Origin of the sequence: Bacillus sp. FSL K6-1000, from assembly GCF_038630785.1 — a bacterium.
Classification (GTDB): domain Bacteria; phylum Bacillota; class Bacilli; order Bacillales; family Bacillaceae; genus Bacillus; species Bacillus safensis.
The window spans coordinates 2,017,695-2,040,171 of the sequence record NZ_CP152042.1; the positions used below are offsets into that span (position 1 = coordinate 2,017,695).

Below are 22,477 nucleotides of genomic sequence, written 5' to 3' on the forward strand. Positions count from 1 at the left end.
ATTGGTTATTGTTCCAGCCAATTATAAAAAGGAACTTGTCGTTTATAAGTACCCGTCTCTTCTTTTGAAGGTGGCGTTTTCTGCTGAGAACGGAAATGCTGGCTATGCTCTTTTGCTTCTTCCGCTGTTTTCAGCCCTTTCTTTTTCCACTCAAATAAAATTCGATCAATATAACGGAAATTTAATTTCCCTGATAAAACGGCTTCTCTTAGCGCTAGCCGAATCATTTCAGCATCATGATGGTCTTGATCCATCCAGATCGAAAGTGTTTCTCCTTCAAGAGGAGACAGCGGTCTGCCGAATTCATCTTCAAATAAAGCATATAAAGATTTTTCTGCCTGCACATGTTGTTTTTGAGCTTCTTTCGCCTGTTTTGTTTCTAAAAAGTCATACAGCACGCCCCATAAAGGTTCTACTGAGTAACGGTCATGCTGAATACCAGACCTGTCTTCAAATGGCTGAATTGAGATAAATCCTTTTTGAATCAGATGCTGCACCATATACGCGCACTCTTCCGCTGATATGGTCATTCCATGAGAAAGCTCTTCAAATGTTTGAAAGAAAACACCTTGTTCTTCATTCATTTTAATCTTGAGCATGACCATCATCTGTGATTCATTCAGTCCTAACTGCTCATAATGAGCAATCAGCAAATTAGGCAAACTTGTCGCCCCCATTTGCTGCATATTTATAAATTGCTGCCTATTCATCGGATACACCTCTTCATTTTAAGTATATCACGTTTTATTTCACGTGCCTCCCTAAAAAGACGTTTGAAAAAGCCTCCATTTGTTGGAGGCTTTCACGTCTTAAGGGTATAAACGGTTTAATAATCTTGGGAAAGGAATGGTTTCACGCACATGCGGCGCTCCACTAATCCAAGCAACTGTACGTTCAAGTCCAAGACCAAAACCTGAATGCGGTACAGAACCGTATTGTCTTAATTCTGTATACCATTTGTAAGTTTCCTGATCAAGCCCATGTTCTTTCAATCTTGCTTCAAGAAGCTCTAAATCATGAACACGCTCAGAACCGCCAATAATCTCTCCGTAGCCTTCTGGTGCAATCAAGTCTGCACAAAGGACAACATCTTCACGATCTGGTGCTGGCTGCATATAGAACGGTTTTAATGATGTTGGGTAATGAGTGATAAACACTGGTTTATCATAGCTTTCGGCAATCGCTGTTTCGTGAGGCGCTCCGAAATCATCTCCCCATTCGATATCATCATAGCCTTTTTCCTGCAAGAATTTAATCGCTTCATCGTAAGTGATGCGCGGGAATGGTGCTTTGATGTTTTCTAATTTCGCTGTATCACGACCTAGTGTATGCAGCTCCACTTTACAGTTTTCAAGTACACTTTGAACAACATGAGACACATAATTTTCTTGATACTCAAGGTTTTCATTGAATTCGACAAAAGCCATCTCAGGCTCGATCATCCAAAACTCAATTAAATGACGTTTTGTTTTAGATTTTTCTGCTCTAAATGTTGGGCCAAATGAGAATACTTTTCCGAGTGCCATTGCTGCAGCTTCCATGTAAAGCTGACCACTTTGAGAAAGGTACGCATCTTCATCAAAATATTTCGTAGCAAACAGTTCCGTTGTGCCCTCAGGTGCACTTCCAGTTAAAATTGGCGGATCTACTTTCACGAAACCTTCTTGATGGAAGTATTCATATGTAGCACGAATAATTTCGTTACGGATTTTCATAATGGCATGCTGTTTTTTAGAACGAAGCCATAAATGACGGTGATCCATTAAGAATTCTGTTCCATGCTCTTTCGGTGTAATTGGGTAATCTGTCGCTTCATGAATCACTTCAATGGATTTCACTTGTAATTCAAAACCTAGTGGTGAACGCTCATCTTTTGTCACTTGACCTGTCACATAGACAGATGTTTCTTGTGTGACTGATTTCGCAAGCTTAAAGACTTCCTCTTCCACTTCTGCTTTTACTACGACTCCTTGAATAAAGCCTGTCCCGTCACGCAACTGCAAAAATGCAATTTTTCCGCTTGAACGTTTATTGGCAATCCATGCGCCGATGGTTACTTCTTGATCGACGTGTTTGAACACTTGATTAATCGTTGTTTTCAACATAATTCCCTCCAAAGCCAGAAAGAAACTCACCTATTTGTCAGGTGTGAATCTTTTTTCATACATTTTATTATAACCGTTCTAAATCAGCATGGTCAACGCAAGACAGGAGAAACTACGGTGTTAAATTTTTTTCCACACGTCCTGTCGAAAAGTCGACATAGCTGAAGCTATATTGATTGTTCTCATTTAAGTACGTCACTTCCCAAAGGAGTACGTCACCTTCTCTCGCTAATTTGACTTCTTTTAGCTTAGAGACCGTGTTCTCCTTTTGAACGGCTTGTACTGCTTGATTCGAGGTAATGCCTTCTTTTGCTTTTTTTGCGATCACTTTTTCTTTTTTGCTGGCAGGAACCCAAACGTAGGTCGTTTCATTCTGTTTGTTTTTCCCTTCAACAATAAATTGCTTTTCTTTCCCGACAAAGGTTTCCACTTGCTCCACTTGTACGATGTTTGCTTGTTCTTTTGCTCGTTCGATCGCTGCTTCATGCCCTTGTTCTCTTTGTCCCATGGCAATTTGATAAATCCACGTAAAGCTGATGATGCCAATGAGCAGAACGAGAGCCACTACAGATGAAATAATCCAGACTATTTTTTTCATGTCAAGCTTCCCCTATGTGCGATATATCGTAAATACCGCTTGATTTTGGTCTTCTTGATCTAATGCTAATCCAAACATGAGATCTTCTCTTTTAAGCGTTCTGTTCAATACATCAACGATTTTGTACAGGTCTTCTGAATGCTTAATTTGAACAGTTGAAAGTACCTCTATTTTACTTTCCACTTCTAATTCCTCCTCGGTACGTAAATATTGTTAGTCATACTTTTCTGCACGGGAACCGATACTATTTTTACAACGGAACACAAAAAACCGTTACGATAAATTAACTCCAAACCCACACCAGCTAAAGGCCGCTTATGACAGCGGCTTTTCGTTGTGAAGGTTTTCTATATACGCCTCAAGTGACTCTTTTGACATCTCGTGAACTGGCGCATGAGGGAGTGATTCTAAAAATAGTTTTCCATATGAAGCGGTTTTCACTCGGCGGTCTAAAATCAGCAATGTGCCAATGTCTTTTTCAGAGCGCAGCAAGCGTCCAGCTCCTTGCTTAAAGGTTAACACAGCTTCTGGTAAAGCGACGGCTTTAAATGGATTCTTCCCTTGTTTTTTAGCTGCATCACATTTTGCTTCAATGAGCGGAGAATCAGGCGGCCGGAACGGAAGACGTGCCATGATGACTGTAGTCAGCTCTGAGCCTGGAAAATCAACACCTTCCCAAAAGCTACCCGTACCAAGTAAAATAGCTTGTTTTGCTAATTTGAACATTTTCGTTAATTTTACGGGGCTTCCGCCTGTCAGACCTTGAGCAAAAAGGGCGGACTGCATCCCTTCTGTTTTTAGCTCTTCATAGACTGCTTTTAACATCTCATGTGAATTAAACAAAACCAATATTTTTGCATGCTGCTGCTTTTCCATAATCTTAATATATTGCGCAGCTTGCTTTACATAATCTCGTTCATCACGATTTGTAATCGGCGGCATGTCTGCCGGAACAATGACCTTGAGCTGTTTTTCAAGTTCGAAAGGTGAATCAATTTGCACAAGATGAGGGTAAAAATCTTGCAGGCCAAACCGTTCCAAGCAATAATCAAAGCGGTGATTGATCGTAAGCGTCCCTGATGTAAGGACGACACTCTTTTTGTTCATAAAGAAACGATCAGCCAAAAGCTCCCCAGTATCTAACGGCTGTGCATGCATAAAGACAGCGTTTTTGGCGCCCTTTGCATCAATTTCAATCCAAACCGTTTCATCGTTTTTCGGTTCAAAGATAAACCGGTAAAGCGTACTGCAAAAAGTATGCATAAACGACATGACTTGGTCGTATTCCTCTGCTTCAAAGGCAAAGTGTTCTATCAGCTGTTCACTTTTTTGAAGAAGCTCATTTTTTTGCTGTTCATACAGCTTCTCACAAGCAATTAACAAGGAACAAAGTTTACTTGCCGTTTCTTTAATCCGTTTCCACTGAGCATGCTTTGAATGATGACGTACTCTATGAATGAGACGATTGATGTCGGCTTTTGGTTTTGTCCTTTTCACAAATGAATGAACGGTGCTAAAGAAAGCATCACTTTCCATTTGAAGCTGATTCAGATACTCATCCATTTCAATAAATGTGCCCGTCTGTAACCCTGCATGATGAAATCTCTTTTTCAGTTTCTTTAACAGTCCGCCTTGCAAGGAGCCAAGCTGCGTTAATTTCGCATGAAGCTGGATATAAGACGCACTATCCCCTAGTGTTTCATTGGCTGTTTTCTCAAATTGATGGGCTTCGTCTATCACATATACGTCAGCATGCTGAAAGATAGACGATGCCTCCGTTTGTGATAAAAGCAGACGATGATTCGTTAAAATTAAATCAGCTGTTTTTGCTCTTTTTTTGGCGCGCTCATAAAAGCAATACTCTTTAAAACGGCGCTTTTTTGATGTAAACGGCATATGTACACAGGAAATGCGGTCTTTTATATTGGCGGCTCCTGACGGTAAATTCAGTTCAGATAAATCACCTGTTTCCGTTACAAGGAGCCACATTAAAATTTGCGCCTTCGTTAAGACCACATCATAGTTATCATCTTCCTCATGAAGCACATGCTCAAACTTATCTAAACAAATATAATGCGCGCGGCCTTTAAAGACACAGGCAGCAGGCTCAAACGGGAGCAGTTGATTCAACATCGGCACATCGCGCTGAAACATTTGCTGCTGCAACAGGATGGAATAAGTACTAATAATGACAGGTTTTCCTGATTTCCTCGCTTCTAGAGCGGCTGGGATGAGGTAAGCGAGCGTTTTCCCAATACCTGGTGCCGCTTCAATTAATGCATAGGCTCGTTCATGAAACACGTCTCTCACTTTATTCATCATCGTAAGCTGGCCTTCTCTTACTTCATAGCCTTCTACCGTTTGCGGCAGCTTCTTTTTAATTTCCTCAAACAGCTGTTCATCATCTTCACCTACTGAATGTGTCGCCCTACTGATAGGATTGGGGACATCTTTTACAGAAAAAGAGCCGACTTCCACCAAAGAATCTTCCAGGCTGGCATGACTCGTTTCAAGCTGCTTAATTAAGAGTCCTATATCACTTAGGAGATAAGGGGATAATCTGCGCAGCTGCTTCAGCACATTTTGCGGTGTATGTTTTAATTGATGTAATAAAGTTAAAAATAACATGGCAGTAACTTCCGCATCACTATCCGCCCTATGCGGGTGGTCATGTGGAAGCATGAGCTCTTCACTTAATTCAGTGAGCTTATAACCTTCAAGCTCAGGATAAAGAATTCTAGAAATCTCAACTGTATCAATTGCTAGCACATCCAGCTCATTTTTCCCGCATGCTTTTAGTTCATCATTTAAAAAATTCAAATCAAAATGAACATTGTGCGCAACAAAATAAGCACCCTGTATGAGATCATACACCTCTTGGGCAATGTCCTCAAAAAACACTGCATCGTCAACCATGTGCTGCTGAATGCCTGTCAGCTGTTCAATAAATCCAGGGATTGCTTTTCCCGGGTTCACATATTTTGAATACCGTTCGACAATTTGTCCATTTTCAATGACCACCGCAGCTATTTGAATGATTTTATCACCTTTTTTAGGTGAATTCCCGGTGGTTTCAATATCAACGACAACAAACCTTTGATCGGTCATAAAATGGACACCTCAATTCCTCGTTTCACCCTGAAGTGAAACACGCTCTGGACAAAATAGATGAAACAGAACAGCTTCTCTTCCTGAAACTGTTCTGTTTCTACGGAACTTGCGTTATAAAATCGTTCTAGCAGGCTCTTGCCCAATCATTTGTTCAATTTGATTTTGTTTATTTAACACGACCACTTTTGGTGTATGTGTCTTTTCTTCTTCTTCTGACAGCATCCCATAAGCGATAATAATGACTTCATCCCCTGGCTGAACCAATCTCGCCGCCGCCCCATTTAGACAAATGACACCGCTCTTTCTTTCGCCAGGAATAATATATGTTTCAAGTCTCGCGCCATTATGATTATTGACAATTTGTACTTTCTCATTTGCCATCATACCTGCCGCATCAAGTAAATCTTCGTCAATTGTAATACTTCCTACATAATGTAAGTTTGCTTCTGTTACCGTCGCTTTATGAAGCTTAGATGTCATAAAGGTTCTATACATGTTTTTCACCGCTTTCAGGAACATGGAAAATCACATTATCAATCAGTCTTGCCCGTGAAAATTTCACCGCAATCGCCATAATGACTTGACCTGCTAACTGTTCAAGCGGCTCAAGTTCTGGATATGAGTAGATCTCAATATAATCAATTTCCCCGCTCGTCTGAACAAGTTCCTCTTCAATCAGCTGATACACACGGCTGACATCACGTTCACCTTTTTCAACAGCTGACCGTCCTTTTGTTAATGCGCGGTATAAAGCAGGTGCTTCTTGTCTTTCTTTTTCTGACAAGTACACATTCCTTGAGCTTTTCGCTAAACCGTCTTCTTCTCTGACTGTTGGTACAGATACAAGGTGAAGATCAAAGAAGAAATCCTTGATCATCGCATCGATCACAGCGACTTGCTGTGCATCCTTTAGACCAAAGTAGACATTTGTTGGTGACACAAGATGAAACAGCTTTGTAAGCACAGTGACAACGCCGTCAAAATGTCCTGGACGTTTTTTTCCGCATAAGACATCCGTCCGCTTTTGAACCGTCATCGTAATAGATGGTTCATTTTGGTACATTTCTTTCACATCAGGTGTAAATAAAATGTCCACTCCTGCTGCTTCTGCAAGACGCTGGTCTCTTTCTATATCCCTTGGATAGGATTCAAAGTCTTCATTTGGTCCAAATTGCAAAGGATTGACAAAAATACTCATTACGACAATGTCATTTTGTCCTCTTGCTTCCCTCGCAAGCGTCAGATGTCCTTCATGAAGAAAGCCCATCGTTGGAACAAAACCGATGGAATGCTGCTTATCTTGATGCTGCTTGATTAATTCTTTTAGCTCGTGAATATGGGTGACAACGTTCATTTTTTGATTCCCCCATATAAGCCATCAAGGACTTCTTCTTTGATATGAAACGTGTGCATGTCCTCTGGAAATGTGCGTGCTTTTACTTCTTTTGTATATTGAATGAGCGCTTCTTCTAAAACAGTATCAATTTGCGCGTATTGTTTCACAAACTTAGGTGTTCTAGACACCCCGTATCCTACCACATCATGGTAAACAAGAACTTGTCCGTCTGCCTCAGCTCCTGCACCAATTCCGATCACAGGAATCTTCAGCATGTCGGTAATTCGTTTTGTCAGTTCGCCAGGTACGCATTCCAGCACAAGTGCGATTGCACCAGCTTCCTCACATTTCAAGCTGTCTTCAATCAATTTTTGAGCACTTTCGTGGTCTTTTCCTTGCACCTTATACCCGCCAAGTACACCAACAGATTGAGGTGTGAGGCCTAAATGACTGACGACAGGAATGCCGCCTCTTGTTAGAGCTTGAATGGATTCAAATACTCCATCTCCGCCTTCTAGCTTTAAGGCATCGGCACCGCTTTCTTGCATGATGCGTGCTGCATTTTTCATTGTTTCTTCTAACGAATAATGGTAAGACATAAATGGCATATCAGTCACAACAAATGTGTCTTTTGCGCCTCTTTTCACTGCTTTTGTGTGATGGATCATATCATCCATCGTGACTTGAACTGTGGAATCTAATCCAAGTACAACCATCCCAAGTGAATCACCAACTAAGATCATGTCGACTTCCGCTTTTTCCGCTTGCTTTGCAGCTGGATAGTCGTATGCGGTCAGCATCACAATAGGTTCATTTTGTTCTTTCATTTTGAAAAAATCTAGCTTTGTCTTCATTTGTTCCTCCTCATTCTGGAGAGGAGATGGCTTGCCTCACATCACATGCGTTAATTTCTCATGTGCGGCGAATCATCCCTCTGTCCAAGTCCCTTAGGATCAAGGCAGAAATTTATCAAATTTTTCTTCCTAACAGGTACAGTTCTTTGCAGATACTGCCCACACGAAGTATATCAAAAATGTGCCGGGTGTTCCACTCAAGTTGACTTGATCTCAATGTCAGCGGAGTAGATTTTTTGGATACCGTCCTCCGTTTCAAGCAATAAAACACCTTCTTCATTGATTCCAAGCGCCTTCCCCGTATATTGCCCATTGACGGTGCGGGCAACAATATGTTGACCGATCGTCATCGCTAACGATTCCCATAGTTGTTTAATTGGTGCAAATCCTTGCTTCATATAATCATCATATCTTTTTTCAAAGGTGGACATGATCTGTTGTATGAGTGCAGCCCGATCCACTTTTTCATTCAGTTCCATTCGCAGACTTGTGGCGACATCCTTTAGTTCAGCTGGGAAGTCATCAGCTGTTTGGTTCACATTTATGCCCGGTCCAATAATGACCGCATGAACCTGGTCAGCTTCTGCTTTTAATTCAGTCAGAATGCCAACGACCTTTTTTCCATTCAACAAAATATCGTTTGGCCATTTAATTGATGGAGTGAGTCCTGTTTGCTTCGCAATCGCTTCTGCGATGGCTACTGATGCCAAAAGCGTCATTTGCGGCGCTTTATATAGCGGGATCTCAGGCCGGAGAATGAGACTCATCCAAATGCCTGTCCCATTGGGTGAATGCCACGTTCTTTGAAGGCGGCCTTTTCCGTCTGTCTGGTGATCGCTGACAACGATCGTGCCGTGGGGCGCACCTTCATTTACAAGATCATGGGCAATCAGCTGAGTTGAAGCGACTTCTTTCTGAAAGTAAATATGCCTGCCGAAGCTCTCTGTTTCAAGACCAAACAGAATTTCGTCCTCACTAATTTTGTCCGGTTTACGAAGCAGACGGTATCCTTTTCTTCTGACCGCTTCTACCTCATACCCCTCTTTTCGCAAGTCTTCCATATGCTTCCATACAGCCGTTCGGGAGCAGCCAAGCTCATCACAAATTTGCTGACTTGAGACAAATTCCTGGCTGGATGCTGTAAATAGTTCAATTAATCGTTTTCTAATTGCGGATCGCATTCTTTAAGCCACTCCTCTATGGCTTCTTTTCGGTTTTCTAAACGGTTTTGCAAAACAGCTTTTTTCACAAAATGAAGCTCTTCTGCAATCCATTTCCCAGACGTCTTTTGCCGAAAGGCCATTAAATCTTTTCCTGAAACAGCGAGGTCTTGGAGCTTTTTAATCGGCAGTGCATCATAAGAACGCTTCGCTGCCTCCAGCTCATCAAAGAAAATGCGGCGTTCATGTTTTAGCTGCGTGATCTTCAAACTAGATAAGAGCACGTGTTCACCAGCTTCAAACATGTTTTCCGCATCCCAGTCACAATCAACGTATTTACTAATAGCTATTGCGTCTTTTAAAAGCTTCGTTGACAGCTTCCATTCTTTTAAGAAGACCGCAGCCTCCGCTTCATCTAGGCCAAGCAAATGGATACAAGCCCCCCATACTTCTTCTAGTCCATCCAGTAAGTAATATGGAAAGGATTGAAAGGATTCGTGAAGACGATCCTCTTTGAGACCTGGTAATTCTTCATATAACCTAGTTGAGATAAGCACTTGAATGGCCTGCTCACAATGACGGCCTTTTAAAAGCTTCTCCATTTCAATCTTTTTGCGCTCAACCGATATGTTGGCAAGCAGATGCTTATCTTTTTTCATAGCTTTAGCCGTCTCATCAGCGAGCTCAAAGCCAAGCTGGCTTAAAAAACGGACAGCTCTCATCATACGAAGCGCATCTTCTTGAAAGCGGCACGCAGGATCTCCGACGGTTTGAATTCGTTTCCGCTTAATATCCTGTTTACCACCTACATGATCAATGATTTCCCCGTTTATATCCATAGCCATCGCATTAATCGTTAAATCTCTTCTTAAAAGATCTTCCTTAAGCGACGTAATAAACGCCACTTCTTTCGGTCTGCGAAAATCTTCATATTCTGATTCCGTTCGAAATGTCGTGACCTCATAGCTGACACCCTCATGTAACACAATGACAGTGCCATGCTCCTTACCGACATCTACTGTTTTTTCAAATAAGGACTCAACCTTATCAGGTGTTGCATCTGTCGCAATATCGATATCGCCGATTTCCCGTCCTAATAGAACATCTCTCACCGCTCCACCGACAAAGTAAGCCTGATGCCCATGTTCGTGCAGTGTATGTAATATAGGGATCGCATGTGTGAATGGTTCATTCATCTTCAACATCACCTTCGATCAATTCTAGGTAAAGCTTTTCATATTCACTCACAATCTTTTCAGAGGAGAAATGAGCCTGAACACTAGACTGAGCTGCCGCTGACACTTTTTCATGAAGCGCTTCGTCTTTTAGCAGAGACACTGCGTGCTTTGCTGCTCCGTCTATATCGCCGAGCGGGACAAGAAACCCTGTTTCTCCATGTGTAATGACCTCTGGAATACCTCCGACATCCGTTCCGATACAAGGGACACCGCACGCCATTGCTTCAAGAAGCACAAGCCCAAAGCTCTCCTTCTCTGAAAGAAGCAGCTTCAAATCACTTATTGAATAAAGCTCCTCAACCTTCTCTTGCTTGCCTAAAAACAACACGCGGTCTGTCAGTCCCAGTTTTTTCACAAGTTCGCATACGACCGATTTTTCAGGACCATCACCAATGAGCAGTAGCTTTGCCTGCACCTGTTCAGAAATCTTTTGAAACACATGAATCACATCATGCACCCGTTTCACTTTTCGAAAGTTTGATACATGGATGATAACTTTTTCGTTCGGTAAAAGACCATAATGTGTCTTTAGCAAATCGTGATCTTCACGCAAATACACCCGTTCATCAACAAAATTATGAATCGTATCAATCTTTTTATCTGGTTTGATGAGATCGTACGTCTGCGCAGCTAATGAATGCGACACCGCCGTCACACGATCCGATGATTCGATGGCGAACCGAATGACTTCCTTTAATGATGGATCATAGCCTAAAACCGTAATATCCGTTCCATGAAGCGTCGTAACGACTTTCACAGAGTGTCCAGTCATTTGTTTGGCTAGAAACGCACAGACAGCGTGCGGGACCGCATAATGCGCGTGAATAATATCAAGCTTTTCTCGTTTTGCGACTTCTGCCAATTTACTTGCCAGCGCAAGGTCATAAGGCGGATATTGAAAGACAGCATATTGATTCACATCCACCTCATGAAAATAAATATTCGGATACACTTTATTAAGCCTAAACGGAATGCTAGAGGTAATGAAATGAACATCGTGCCCTTTTTCAGCTAAACGTTTTCCAAGCTCCGTGGCTATAATGCCCGATCCGCCAACACTTGGATAACATGTAATTCCGACCTTCAGTTTTTTCATAATTACCCCCCAAGTAAGTCATCGTCCATCAAAAGTGGTTTCTTTGTGATAAACCCTTCTGCATAAGCTTTGTTGACTTCTCTTCCATACATAGACTCTCTCATTTTGACAAAATCAATATAACCGTTCACAAGAGGTGTTTCTACTGAATTTGCCGATTTAACAAATTGACTTTTATACGCATGCAAGCTATCAATTTTTTGGTGCATTTCCTCAGAAATATCGATCACAAAATCTGGACGATGGTGCCCATTAATCATGTAATAATACATTTGGCTTATTTTATGCGCTGGCTGCTTGTATGAATCTTCAAATTTATGTATACCTGCAGAAAAAGCGGCCTCTTCTACAAGTGAGCCCGCATGGCCATGATCTGGATGCCGATCTTGGTGGTGCGGAGCGAAAATCAGTTTCGGTTTGTATGTTCGAATCACGCCCGCAATTTCCTTCATCGCTTCGTCATTTAGATACAGCCCTCTATCTGGCAGTGTGAGCTGGATTCTCGCTCTGACACCTAAAATAGCGGCGGCGGCTTTTGCTTCTTCTTTGCGGCTCTCTACCGTTCCATTTGAAGATAATTCGGCTTGGGTCAAGTCGCAAATCCCGACGCGCGCCCCTTTTTTTACGTATTTTGCAATCGTTCCGCCCATTCCGATCTCTACATCATCGCTATGGGCACCGAATGCAAGGATATCAAGTCGTTTCATTTGTTCCTCCGTTTTTTGCTACATCTCGAAAATCAAACGTACCTTTATTTAAATTCCTGACTAAAATTTCAGCGGTTCCCATATTGGTTGCTAATGGAATGGTATACACATCGCAAAGCCGGATGAGTGCAGATACATCCGGTTCATGCGGCTGCGCAGTTAGTGGGTCTCTAAAAAAGAGCACAAGATCCATTGCATTATCAGCAATTAAAGCACCGATCTGCTGATCTCCCCCAAGTGGTCCTGACTGGAAACGATGAATGGGAAGCCCCGTCGCTTCTTTCACTCTCAAACCTGTTGTCCCTGTTGCGTAAAGTGTATGATCTGCCAAAATATCACGGTACGCGGTGGCAAACTGTATCATGTCACTTTTTTTCTTATCGTGAGCGATTAAAGCAATGTTCATCAGGAATCCACTCCTTATTAGTCGATGATATTTTCTAAACCATAGACGAGCTGATCAATGTGCATGACCTGTTCCACTGAAAGTTTCACGCCTGACATAAAGGATGCACGGTTATAAGAATCATGACGAATGGTGAGCGTCTGTCCGTCCATTCCAAACAGCACTTCTTGATGTGCAATCATACCAGGAAGTCTCACGCTGTGAAGACGGATACCATCATAATCTGCTCCTCGTGCCCCTTCGATCAATTCTTTCTCTTCTGGATGTCCCTGCTTTTTGCTTTCTCTTACTTCTGCAATCATTTCAGCCGTTTTTAAGCCCGTACCGCTTGGGGCATCTAGTTTTTTATCATGGTGAAGCTCAATGATTTCAACGTCAGGAAAATAATTCGCGGCCATTTTGGCAAATTTCATCATTAAGACTGCACCGACAGCAAAGTTTGGCGCAATAATACAGCCTATGCCCTTTTCTTCTGTTAATTGCTGAAGCTCTTTTAGGTCATCTTCTGAAAATCCAGTTGTGCCTACGACTGGACGCACGCCATGTTCAAGTGCTTTTTTTGTATGTACTTTCCCGATTTCTGGTGTCGTCAGATCAATTAATACATCTGGTGCTGTTTCTGAAAGACACACATCAATATCCGTATAAATTGGCGCATGAGAGGTCGTATGGATCACATCAGATAATTTTTTTCCTTCATGCACGTGATCAAGTGCGGCCACCAGCTGAAAATGGCCTGTTTCTTCCGCCAGCTTCACAGCTTCTATCCCCATTCTTCCTCTTGCTCCAGCGATTACTACTTTGATGGTTTCGTTCGTCATCGTCTCTACTTCCCTTCTTTTTTCGTCCAGCGGTCTTTATCTCTTGTGTTGAATTTATGCATCACACGGTCATGTGCTTCTTCTAGTGAAATATCAAGTGAATTAGCGAGGCATGTTAACACAAACAATACATCGCCTATTTCTTCTTCCATACTTTTTTCTGTTTCCGTTGTTTTTTTCGGCTTTTCTCCATAGTAATGGTTAACCTCTCTTGCCAGCTCTCCCAATTCTTCTGTCAGACGGGCCATCATGGCAAGCGGGCTGAAATAGCCTTCTTTAAATTGTCCTATGTAATCATCTACTTCTTGCTGCACGTGACGCAGCGTTTTTTCTTTCGTCATGAAGCTCATCCTCCTATCCATCTCTTACATGTTAGCGAAATCATAAATATTTGACAAATGTTTAAGACTCAGTTTGCTTGTTTCTCTCCCATACCATATAATATTATCGCTGTCTAAGCAAAAAAAGGAGTGATCTCTTGCTAAAAGAAATTCGTCTTAAAAATATCGTATTTATTTTAATAGGATCTGCGATTTTTTCTTTCGGTCTTGTTCATTTTAATATGCAGAACAATTTGGCGGAAGGCGGATTTACAGGTATTACACTGCTTTTATATTTTCTATTTCACATTGACCCATCTATTTCAAACCTTGTCTTAAACATTCCGATCTTTTTTATTGGCTGGAAAATGCTCGGCAGAACGATGTTTACTTATACAATTGTAGGCACAGTCAGTCTTTCTGTCTTTCTTGCCATCTTCCAGCGCTTTCAAATACATATGCCTCTCCAGCACGATTTAGCCTTAGCCGCCCTCTTTGCAGGTGTGTTTATCGGAACAGGCCTCGGGATCATCTTTAAATTCGGCGGTACAACAGGCGGTGTAGACATCATTGCAAGGCTGATCAACAAGCATTATCAGGTGGCCATGGGACGAACAATGTTCATCTTCGACGCATGCGTCATTACCATTTCTCTTACCTACTTAAACTATAAAGAAGCGATGTATACACTTGTCGCAGTATTTGTTGCTGCGAAGGTCATTGACTTCATGCAAGAAGGCGCTTACGCTGCCAAAGGCGCCATGATTATCTCTGAAAAAGATGACATCATTCAAAAGAAAATCACGGATGAAATGGAGCGCGGTGTCACCATCTTAAAAGGGGTCGGTTCCTATACGAAGCAGGAGCGCAACGTCCTTTATTGCGTCGTTCCGAAAAACGAGCTTGTCCACCTCAAAAGCGTCGTAACCTCAGTCGATCCTCATGCGTTCGTATCAGTCAGTGACGTGCATGATGTACTCGGTGAAGGCTTTACATTAGATGAACACAAAAAGCCGCTCAATCCACATTAAAAAAGAAGCACCAGTTTTGGGCTTCTTTTTTTATGATTTAGGATAATCAGCCTGACGTTTTTGCTTCTTTTCTTTTTCAGCACGATATTTCCGAAATCCAACATACGTTAACGTTAGTAAAATGATACTCCCAGTTGTTAAGATGACCCATAAAAGGGATGGATCAGCTTCATCTTCATCGACGTGAGCAAACACACTCGATAAATCCTCTTCCAGCTTCGTGAGACGTTCAAGCTTTGTCCCACTTGATGCTTTTAAAAATTCACCTTGCTCAATCACTTCCATATGCTGCTTAATCGTCTGGAGCTTTTCAGGCGAAATATCAATGGTTAAGCTCGGATAGATCATATCGTATAAAGAAACCAGCTCATTCCAAGTTTCATAAAATGTCGTCGATTCTGGATCTTTCACTTCTTTTTTCAAAGTAGGAAAAGACCCCATAATGGGCTTCTCGAGCGAACCCCAAAGAGGCTCAGAATCCGACTGGATCGCATCAAGCAGCATTCTAAATTGAGAAGCATAACGAAGCTTTTCGCGCTCATTCAATTCTTCCTGCGGCAGCCCTTTTATCATATCTTGATAGCCAAGTGTAATTTGCCGAATCTGCGTATTCGTCAAAGTTCCACGCCAATTCTCAGCTTTAAATGTCTTTTCAACATACAATGCGACTTGTAATGCCTCATCATATTTAGCTTGTCTCGTTAATTGAAAGATGGAATCTGATAGTTCCGTTAATTCTTGCAGCGTGTTAGCAGCTGTTTCCTCACCTTTGGCAACAGCAGGATGTAATACGAGAAAAAATAATAGAATCATCGCGATTGGCTTTCGTTTCATGCAAGTCCCTCCTAGCCCTTCTCCTTACAGCGTATGAAGAAAAGGACAAGGTTAGACCAACATTGTTAAGAAAGTTCCAGCTTGACCGATTTTTTCGATAGAACGAGATAATACGAAACAAGAAGAACCGCGATACTTAACCAAAACGTCGCATAACCGATCTCGTTTGAATAGGCAGACAGCATAGAATAACGCGGCATCATACCAAATACATAATCAATCACATCGTTATGTAAAATCCAAATTCCCGCTACCACGAGATGACGCATTTGGAAACGATAATACGGCGCAAACAATACAGCCTGAACCGCCATCGCAAAGTGAGACCCAATCAGCATGTAGCCTTCCCACGGAAAATCATCAACAGATAAAAGCACAAAGATATTCATTCCTACCGCCCATAGCCCATATTTAATCAAGGTCACAAGAGCAAGTGCTTCAAAATAAGGAGCATTTCGTTTCATCAAAAACGCAAGTAATACAAATAAAAAGAAAAAGCTGGCCGTTGGACTGTCTGGTACAAAAGCTAAAAAGACAGCCGGCGTCTCTACGAGCTGCGGAATATACCAATAGTATCCGTACACAGTGCCAAGGAAATTGATCATAAGCACCAGCACAAGCAGGTAGCGCGTCGCTAGCAAATATTGAATCCATCTCATATGTCTCTTCACTCACGATCTGTTAAAATCAGAAAAAAGCTGACAGCGCCAGCTTTTTCTCTTTTGAGTATATCCTTGTACTTGCATTTAAACAACTGAATTATTTTGATTTGACCTCAGATAAATATTTAGAGAGCTTCTCGAGTTCTTCATCACTGCCTTTAAAGACACCCTTAGGCATGTTGCCTTTTCCTTCTACAGCGATTTTAGCGATCTCCTCAGGCGAAAGACCGTTGTCAACAAGTGACGGTCCGGCTGCTCCGCCCTGCATGTTATCCCCGTGACAGGAGATACATGTCTGCTCTTGATAAATTTTATACTCTTCAGCTGAAGTATCAATCTCTGCTTCTTTCTTAATCTCACCTTGTTTTGCCGCTGCTTCCCAATCATGGGTTGCAACAGACTCCCACGTTAAATATGTTGCTGCGCCGACTGCAAGGATCATCATCCCGACTGCAATTGGTCTTCTATACGGTCTGCGTTCTGGACCTGAATCAAGAAATGGTGCGAGCAAAAGTGCACCAAACGCGATTCCAGGCATAATCATCGCGCCAACGACAGTGAAGCTACCTGCAGCAAATTCATATTTTAATAACTGGTACAAAAATAGGAAATACCAGTCTGGCAGCGGAATATAGCCAGTATCTGTCGGATCAGCCATCCGCTCAAGCGGAGGCGCATGAACAACAGTTAGGACAAGAAATCCAATTAAAAAAACGGCACCTACAAGCCATTCCTTTAAAAGAAAGTTCGGCCAAAAGGCTTCTGTTTTTCCCGGATATTCGGAATAGTCTTTAGGTATGTTAGGTTTTCTTTCTGCCGGTATTCTGGAATCTCCGACAAACTTCATCCCTTTTCCCCTATGCAAAGTCATCCCCTCCTCATTGAACATTCATCAAACGCAACATTTTATAGCGGTCCAGAAATTCCTTGCTTACGAATCATAATAAAGTGGGCAGCCATCAGCCCAAATAATGCCGCTGGCAAGAAAAAGACGTGGATAGCGAAGAATCTCGTCAGCGTTTGTGCCCCTACAATGTCAGGATGACCTGCAAGCAGCGTTTTGATCTCTTTACCAATGAAAGGTGTTGCTTCTGCTATTTGAAGACCAACCTTCGTCGCAAACAGCGCCTTCATATCCCATGGTAAAAGATAACCTGTAAAACCAAGTCCAAGCATCACAAAGAAAATGAGCACACCAACAATCCAGTTCAGCTCTCTAGGCTTTTTATACGCCCCTTGGAAAAAGACCCTTAGCGTATGTAAAAACATCATCACAATGACTAAACTCGCACCCCAGTGGTGCATCCCTCTGACAATCTGGCCAAATGCCACTTCATTTTGCAAATAATAGACAGATTCCCAGGCATTTTTAATATCCGGCACGTAATACATCGTTAAAAACATGCCCGACAGGACTTGAATGACTGTCACAAAAAACGTTAAACCGCCAAAACAGTACACAAAAGCGGAGAAATGATGTGCTGGATTGACGTGCTCTGGCACCTCGTGATCCGCAATATCTCTCCATATCGGTGTAATGTCTAGCCGCTCATCTACCCAATCGTAAATCTTGTTAAGCATCGTTACCCTTCCCCTTTCGGCACAGCTTTTCCAAGATAGAGGTATCCGTCCTTCACTTGCTGCTTATAATGGTCAAGCGGTGCAAGCGGTGGAGTTCCGGGTACGTTTGTACCATCCTTGTCGTACAGCCCATAATGGCACGGGCAGAAAAATTTGTTTGGATTTTTCGGATCACTGTTCCAGTTCACTGTACATCCTAAATGTTTACAGATTGGCGATAAAGCGACAATTTCATCCCCTTCTTTGTACACCCATGCTGACCTAGATTCCTTTGACTCATACCATGCATCTACTTGATCAATTTTAAAGTCAAAGCGCTTCGGTTCCTTTGTCAGTTCATCTACACTGACAACTTGAACCATATCCTGATCCTCTGTTCCTTTTAGCACAGGGTCAAGCGCAAAGCGAACCATAGGCATGAGCATTCCAGCGGCCATAAATCCCCCCACGCCGGTCAACGTGTAATTCAAAAATTGACGCCTGGACACTCCATGTCTCTTCTCGCTCATTTTTTTCTCCCCCCCTCAGGTCGTCAGCTACTTTATAACTGAATTAGAAAAAATTTCATAAAACTAGGACACCCTCATAATATATCAATCTATTCACAAGGTCAACATCCTAAAAAGCTATGTACAATGCAAATGTAAGGGTTTTTATGAAGGGTTCCATTTTTGTAACAAAAAGTTCAAAATTTGTTCTACACTGTCTTGAATGACTTTTTGCTTTAATTCAACCTTCAAATGCTCCAGCGGAACCGGCTTGAGCAAAAATAGCGATTCGCTGATCTCAGCATGCTCTTTCCACTGGTGATCAGATGTGATCAGTGCGACATGCTGAAAATGATCTTTGAGCGACTGCTTCATTGTGAGTATGTCTTCTTGTTTCCGGTCACTCACTTCTAAATATGTATGTGGTGGAAAAAGAAAAACCCGCCCTTTTAATTGTCTTTCAAGTTCCTCTGCTACAAGAATAGTAAACTCTCCTAAAGACACGGTTTGTTTCATTTGATCTGCGTTAATCCCAACTAATGGAATGATAGCGGTATCAATGTAAGATTTAGATTGCAAAAAGCGATCCGCGTCCTCTGCTTGAAACTTCATCAATTTCCCCTCTTTCATGACATAAGCCCTGCCTGTATAGGGCAAGGCTTATTCGTTCAGTTTATGACAATAGGCTTAATTCTTTTGCCAGCTTATTAAATGTTTCTTGATCATGACGGTCAAGTGCTTCATCTATCTCTTTCATGAGCCGTTCTTTTTGGAAAGTTGCGATTGAGTGCTCAAGCACTTTCTCAGCAAGATCCTTATCTTTTTCATTCTCATAAAGATCCTTTGGAATATGGGGATTTGTTTCAAGAACAGCTGCATATTCCGGCGAACGATAAGCAGAACGGAAATTCAATTGAATAAACAAGTCCTGCTGTTTATTCAAACGAATATCATGAAATGATTTTTCAGCATCTGTCGTCATGATGTTTTCTTTATAAAATCTAAAGGGAACTTCATCCACACAGTGTGTTGACATGATGATTCCCCTTGGGCAAAATTCTGCTTGCTCTACAAAATGAACCTTTTCCATCAAAGAGTCGTGACTCATTAAATAATTTAATATCCAAACACACTCTCTTCGCTTTAGCTGATAATGGTTTAAGAACCACCGGATAAATTCCTTCTTTTCATTGACAGAAACAGGGGTCTGCATGTTATTCCCTCCTCTATCGTAAATTAAATTGCTATACATGAATTATTCAACAAACCAGTTCTTCATTCCTGCAAACTATAAGGAAATTTCGTCTTCAATTCTTAAAATCGTTTCTTCAATTTCTTCATTTGTGCCATCTTTCTCTAGAACTTTGCGTAATAACGGCAGTGCTTCTTTTTGTCTGCCCTCTTCTAAAAGGAACGAAGCGTATTCATATAAAAAGTCACGTTCCTCATCAAAATCAGGCAGGGCAAGCTTGAAATACTCGGCAGCTTCTTTGTATTCTTCTCGCCCGACAGAAGCAGATGCAGCATACCAATTCCATTTTGGATCATCTTCCCCAAAGCTTTTAACCTCTTTAATAACATCTAGAATTTCATCAAACAGCTCTTCATTTAAATAGATCGCCAGCAATGTTTGAACTGCTTCAATATAACCCGGATCGAGAGCAAGTGCTTCTTGAAGCAGTTTTTTCGCATCTTCTGAATCCCCATTTTTCAAATCAATCTTGGCACCATATAAATATAATTCTTTGTTATACTCATCAACTTTAATACCCTCTTTTACTACCTCTAAAGCCTCGTGATATAGTCCTTCTTCCTCATAACTTTTCGCTAAAGGCATATAAAGTGACGAATAGGATGGATCAATATCTTTCAGTTCTGTAAGCTGCTGAATGGCTGTTTTTGTTCTGCCAGCCCTCATCGCTGTAAATCCGTAGCCAAAAAGAGTGTTCGGGTCTGCTTGATCTTTTACTGCCTTTTCGTACCATTCAAGTGCATCCTCAAATTCTCCAGCTGTACTGAGTGATTCAGCAAGCCGCTGATACACATTGACCCCGCCAACCTCATGCTGTTGATCTGCCACTTTGTAGAAAAAATCAGCCGCTTTCTTTGAAAGACCTTGAGAAAAATACAACTCACCTAATGCAAAATCGATGATAGCTTCATTCGGAAGTAGTTCTTTCGCTTTTAAAAGCTTTTGTTCACTGACTTCAAATAGTCCTTGCATTTGATACAAATCTGCCATTAACAATAAACTCTCTGGGTACGCATCATCATCTTCAGGAATCGTTTCTAATACTGCAATCGCCTTCTCTTCTTCATCAGAGTCAATCAGCAGCTCTGCATAAAAACACGTTAAACCTGTTTCCTCTGGATATAAATCATGTAAATCACTGATGAGATTCCGTGCTTTATCGATATCTCCCCAATCATAATATAATTGAGCCGCTTGCGCCTTTTCTTCATCATGCAAATGCTTCTCTGCTTGAGCAAGTGTTTGGAGTCCTTTTTCAGTCTCACCCGCCTCAACTAATTTTATGGCTTCTTGTAATGAACTATTCAAATCAAACCGTTCCTTTCTGTTTCCAAAAACCTAAACTATTGTTACTTCATATCATAATCGACAGGTGCACATCCAGCAAATATGTTGCTCTTTTAAAATGAACCCATTTTTGTGTTTTAAAGACTGTTTTTCATTTCATCCTATACGAAACTGATGATTTGTAAACTGCAGACACTATTTTTATCGGACAAAATGTTTTTTTTCAAGGTTTCACCTTGAGACAAGCTATGCTATATTTCTGACAAATATGCAGAAGGAAAGAAAAAGCCTGAGGACATCCTCAGACTGTTTTCGTTAAATATTCAATGTGTTCAAAGAAATTTGGGTATGAGACACGAACAGCTTCCGTATCTTCAATCTCAATTGCTTGCTTTGTCACACATGCGGCAATTCCCAGCATCATACCGATACGGTGATCTCCGTAGCTTGAAACGACTGCGCCGCCTTGAAGCTTAGTTTTACCATGAATCTTCATACCATCATCTGTTGCTTCAATATCAGCACCGAGTTTTTTAAGTTCTGATACGACTGTATCAATTCGATTGGTTTCTTTTACTTTTAACTCAGCGGCATCTTTAATGATTGTTGTTCCTTCTGCTTGGGTCGCAAGAAGCGCAATAATCGGAATTTCATCGATGAGTCTTGAAATCATGTCACCAGAAATTTCAATCCCTTTTAATGATGAAGTAGAAATGGTTAAATCACCGTACGGTTCTCCGCCTTTGGCATCTACTTCATTGATCTCAAGATTTGCCCCCATAAGTTTCAGTACATCAATAATACCTGTTCTTGTTTTGTTTAGCCCGACTTTTTTTAAGACAATCTGGCTATTCGGAACGATTGATCCAGCTACAAGGAAAAATGCAGCTGAAGAGATGTCCCCAGGAACAAATATATCTGTTGCTGTTAATGTTTGGCCGCCTTCAATGGAAACACTTTGTTTATCTTCATCTAGTTTTACACCAAACATTGAGAGCATTCTTTCTGTATGATCTCTTGATTTATGTGGTTCAATTAATGTCGTTGTGCCCTCTGCTTGCAGCCCAGCTAAAAGGACAGCGGACTTAATTTGTGCACTTGCCACTGGAGATTCATAAGTTATGCCTTTTAAATGACCGCCACGTATAGATAGTGGTGTATACTCGCCATTTGCTCTGCCGTCTATTTTGGCTCCTAGTTGTTTAAGCGGACCCGTCACACGTTTCATTGGTCTTTTGGCAATACTCTCATCACCAATTAGTGTACTGTGGAACTCACAACCAGCTAATATTCCCATCATTAATCGAATGGTTGTACCAGAGTTGCCAACATCGAGAATGTCAGACGGCTCCTTGAGCTCTTTCAGTCCCTTACCATGAATGACAACATCTGTCCCTTTTTGTTCAATTTCAACGCCCATCTTTCTAAAGCAATCAATCGTACTTAAACAATCAGCTCCAGGAAGAAAGTTTTTCACTACTGTGGTTCCATCAGCAATTGCACCAAACATCACTGATCTATGTGAAATAGATTTATCACCTGGGATATGAATTTCTCCATTCATAGGAGCATTTTTATGAATTTTCATGT

The 22,477-nt window shown here is 41.5% G+C and carries 25 protein-coding genes; 1 reads left to right on the top strand and 24 read right to left on the bottom strand.

The genetic code is table 11. The features are described 5' to 3' along the window. Positions 1-5 precede the first annotated feature (5 nt). The 15 genes from MHI46_RS10250 to MHI46_RS10320 form a co-directional block, all read right to left on the bottom strand. Positions 6-710, bottom strand: a complete 705-nt coding sequence (locus tag MHI46_RS10250; protein ID WP_041085852.1) for a DnaD domain-containing protein — start codon at positions 708-710, stop codon at positions 6-8. A gap of 99 nt (positions 711-809) precedes the next feature. Continuing rightward, positions 810-2,102: an asparagine--tRNA ligase gene (gene asnS, locus MHI46_RS10255; RefSeq protein WP_126681651.1), complete on the bottom strand. Its 1,293-nt coding sequence runs from the start codon at positions 2,100-2,102 to the stop codon at positions 810-812. A 115-nt stretch (positions 2,103-2,217) separates the two neighbouring features. Further along, positions 2,218-2,703 (bottom strand): cell wall elongation/penicillin-binding protein regulator TseB, encoded by a 486-nt coding sequence (tseB, locus tag MHI46_RS10260; protein ID WP_039179489.1) that lies wholly within the window; start codon positions 2,701-2,703, stop codon positions 2,218-2,220. Positions 2,704-2,715: 12 nt separating this feature from the next. Further along, the gene (locus tag MHI46_RS10265; RefSeq protein ID WP_064497519.1) at positions 2,716-2,886 is read right to left on the bottom strand and encodes a YpmA family protein; all 171 of its coding nucleotides are present in this window, start codon (positions 2,884-2,886) and stop codon (positions 2,716-2,718) included. Between the two features lie 132 nt (positions 2,887-3,018). Next, positions 3,019-5,811 (bottom strand): ATP-dependent DNA helicase DinG, encoded by a 2,793-nt coding sequence (gene dinG / locus MHI46_RS10270; protein ID WP_260773941.1) that lies wholly within the window; start codon positions 5,809-5,811, stop codon positions 3,019-3,021. 114 nt (positions 5,812-5,925) lie between these two features. Further along, positions 5,926-6,309, bottom strand: a complete 384-nt coding sequence (panD, locus tag MHI46_RS10275) for an aspartate 1-decarboxylase (protein ID WP_342502816.1) — start codon at positions 6,307-6,309, stop codon at positions 5,926-5,928. After that, the gene (gene panC / locus MHI46_RS10280; RefSeq protein WP_039179497.1) at positions 6,302-7,168 is read right to left on the bottom strand and encodes a pantoate--beta-alanine ligase; all 867 of its coding nucleotides are present in this window, start codon (positions 7,166-7,168) and stop codon (positions 6,302-6,304) included. The genes panD and panC overlap by 8 nt, the downstream gene beginning before the upstream one ends. Beyond that, entirely contained in the window at positions 7,165-8,004 is an 840-nt protein-coding gene (panB, locus tag MHI46_RS10285; protein ID WP_024422781.1) for a 3-methyl-2-oxobutanoate hydroxymethyltransferase, read from the bottom strand. The genes panC and panB overlap by 4 nt, the downstream gene beginning before the upstream one ends. A 197-nt stretch (positions 8,005-8,201) precedes the next feature. Continuing rightward, a complete protein-coding gene (locus MHI46_RS10290) occupies positions 8,202-9,185 on the bottom strand; it encodes a biotin--[acetyl-CoA-carboxylase] ligase (protein ID WP_342502817.1) in 984 nt (327 codons plus the stop codon). Continuing rightward, complete coding sequence (locus tag MHI46_RS10295; protein WP_342502818.1) at positions 9,158-10,360, bottom strand: CCA tRNA nucleotidyltransferase; 1,203 nt, start codon at positions 10,358-10,360, stop codon at positions 9,158-9,160. Before MHI46_RS10295 ends, MHI46_RS10290 begins: the two co-directional genes overlap by 28 nt. Further along, positions 10,353-11,498, bottom strand: a complete 1,146-nt coding sequence (bshA, locus tag MHI46_RS10300; RefSeq protein ID WP_039179506.1) for an N-acetyl-alpha-D-glucosaminyl L-malate synthase BshA — start codon at positions 11,496-11,498, stop codon at positions 10,353-10,355. The genes MHI46_RS10295 and bshA overlap by 8 nt, the downstream gene beginning before the upstream one ends. A 2-nt stretch (positions 11,499-11,500) precedes the next feature. Then, a complete protein-coding gene (bshB1, locus tag MHI46_RS10305; protein ID WP_064497524.1) occupies positions 11,501-12,205 on the bottom strand; it encodes a bacillithiol biosynthesis deacetylase BshB1 in 705 nt (234 codons plus the stop codon). Continuing rightward, positions 12,192-12,611, bottom strand: coding sequence for a methylglyoxal synthase (gene mgsA, locus MHI46_RS10310; protein ID WP_034280445.1), 420 nt, complete (start codon positions 12,609-12,611; stop codon positions 12,192-12,194). The genes bshB1 and mgsA overlap by 14 nt, the downstream gene beginning before the upstream one ends. A 17-nt stretch (positions 12,612-12,628) precedes the next feature. Next, positions 12,629-13,432 carry a 4-hydroxy-tetrahydrodipicolinate reductase gene (dapB, locus tag MHI46_RS10315; protein ID WP_039179514.1) on the bottom strand — a complete coding sequence of 268 codons (804 nt, stop codon included), beginning with the start codon at positions 13,430-13,432 and terminating at the stop codon, positions 12,629-12,631. Between the two features lie 5 nt (positions 13,433-13,437). Then, entirely contained in the window at positions 13,438-13,773 is a 336-nt protein-coding gene (locus tag MHI46_RS10320; RefSeq protein ID WP_024422788.1) for a nucleotide pyrophosphohydrolase, read from the bottom strand. 137 nt (positions 13,774-13,910) lie between these two features. Between MHI46_RS10320 and MHI46_RS10325 the strand changes: the two genes are divergently transcribed. Continuing rightward, positions 13,911-14,783: a YitT family protein gene (locus MHI46_RS10325; protein WP_024422789.1), complete on the top strand. Its 873-nt coding sequence runs from the start codon at positions 13,911-13,913 to the stop codon at positions 14,781-14,783. Positions 14,784-14,813: 30 nt separating this feature from the next. Here the strand turns inward: MHI46_RS10325 and ypjB are convergent, their stop codons facing one another. The 9 genes from ypjB to aroA form a co-directional block, all read right to left on the bottom strand. Next, positions 14,814-15,617 carry a sporulation protein YpjB gene (gene ypjB, locus MHI46_RS10330; protein ID WP_034280441.1) on the bottom strand — a complete coding sequence of 268 codons (804 nt, stop codon included), beginning with the start codon at positions 15,615-15,617 and terminating at the stop codon, positions 14,814-14,816. 65 nt (positions 15,618-15,682) lie between these two features. After that, positions 15,683-16,276: a DUF1405 domain-containing protein gene (locus tag MHI46_RS10335; RefSeq protein ID WP_342502819.1), complete on the bottom strand. Its 594-nt coding sequence runs from the start codon at positions 16,274-16,276 to the stop codon at positions 15,683-15,685. 100 nt (positions 16,277-16,376) lie between these two features. Next, the gene (locus MHI46_RS10340; protein ID WP_039179522.1) at positions 16,377-17,144 is read right to left on the bottom strand and encodes a menaquinol-cytochrome c reductase cytochrome b/c subunit; all 768 of its coding nucleotides are present in this window, start codon (positions 17,142-17,144) and stop codon (positions 16,377-16,379) included. A gap of 41 nt (positions 17,145-17,185) precedes the next feature. Next, positions 17,186-17,860, bottom strand: a complete 675-nt coding sequence (gene qcrB / locus MHI46_RS10345; RefSeq protein ID WP_003215804.1) for a menaquinol-cytochrome c reductase cytochrome b subunit — start codon at positions 17,858-17,860, stop codon at positions 17,186-17,188. Between the two features lie 2 nt (positions 17,861-17,862). After that, complete coding sequence (locus MHI46_RS10350; RefSeq protein WP_007500911.1) at positions 17,863-18,369, bottom strand: ubiquinol-cytochrome c reductase iron-sulfur subunit; 507 nt, start codon at positions 18,367-18,369, stop codon at positions 17,863-17,865. A 144-nt stretch (positions 18,370-18,513) separates the two neighbouring features. Beyond that, complete coding sequence (locus tag MHI46_RS10355; RefSeq protein WP_058837949.1) at positions 18,514-18,960, bottom strand: YpiF family protein; 447 nt, start codon at positions 18,958-18,960, stop codon at positions 18,514-18,516. Positions 18,961-19,021: 61 nt separating this feature from the next. Further along, positions 19,022-19,561, bottom strand: coding sequence for a ReoY family proteolytic degradation factor (locus MHI46_RS10360; RefSeq protein ID WP_008344562.1), 540 nt, complete (start codon positions 19,559-19,561; stop codon positions 19,022-19,024). Positions 19,562-19,636: 75 nt separating this feature from the next. After that, a complete protein-coding gene (locus MHI46_RS10365) occupies positions 19,637-20,908 on the bottom strand; it encodes a tetratricopeptide repeat protein (RefSeq protein WP_039179527.1) in 1,272 nt (423 codons plus the stop codon). Positions 20,909-21,188: 280 nt separating this feature from the next. Beyond that, positions 21,189-22,475, bottom strand: a complete 1,287-nt coding sequence (gene aroA / locus MHI46_RS10370) for a 3-phosphoshikimate 1-carboxyvinyltransferase (RefSeq protein WP_251180423.1) — start codon at positions 22,473-22,475, stop codon at positions 21,189-21,191. Between the last annotated feature and the right edge of the window lie 2 nt (positions 22,476-22,477).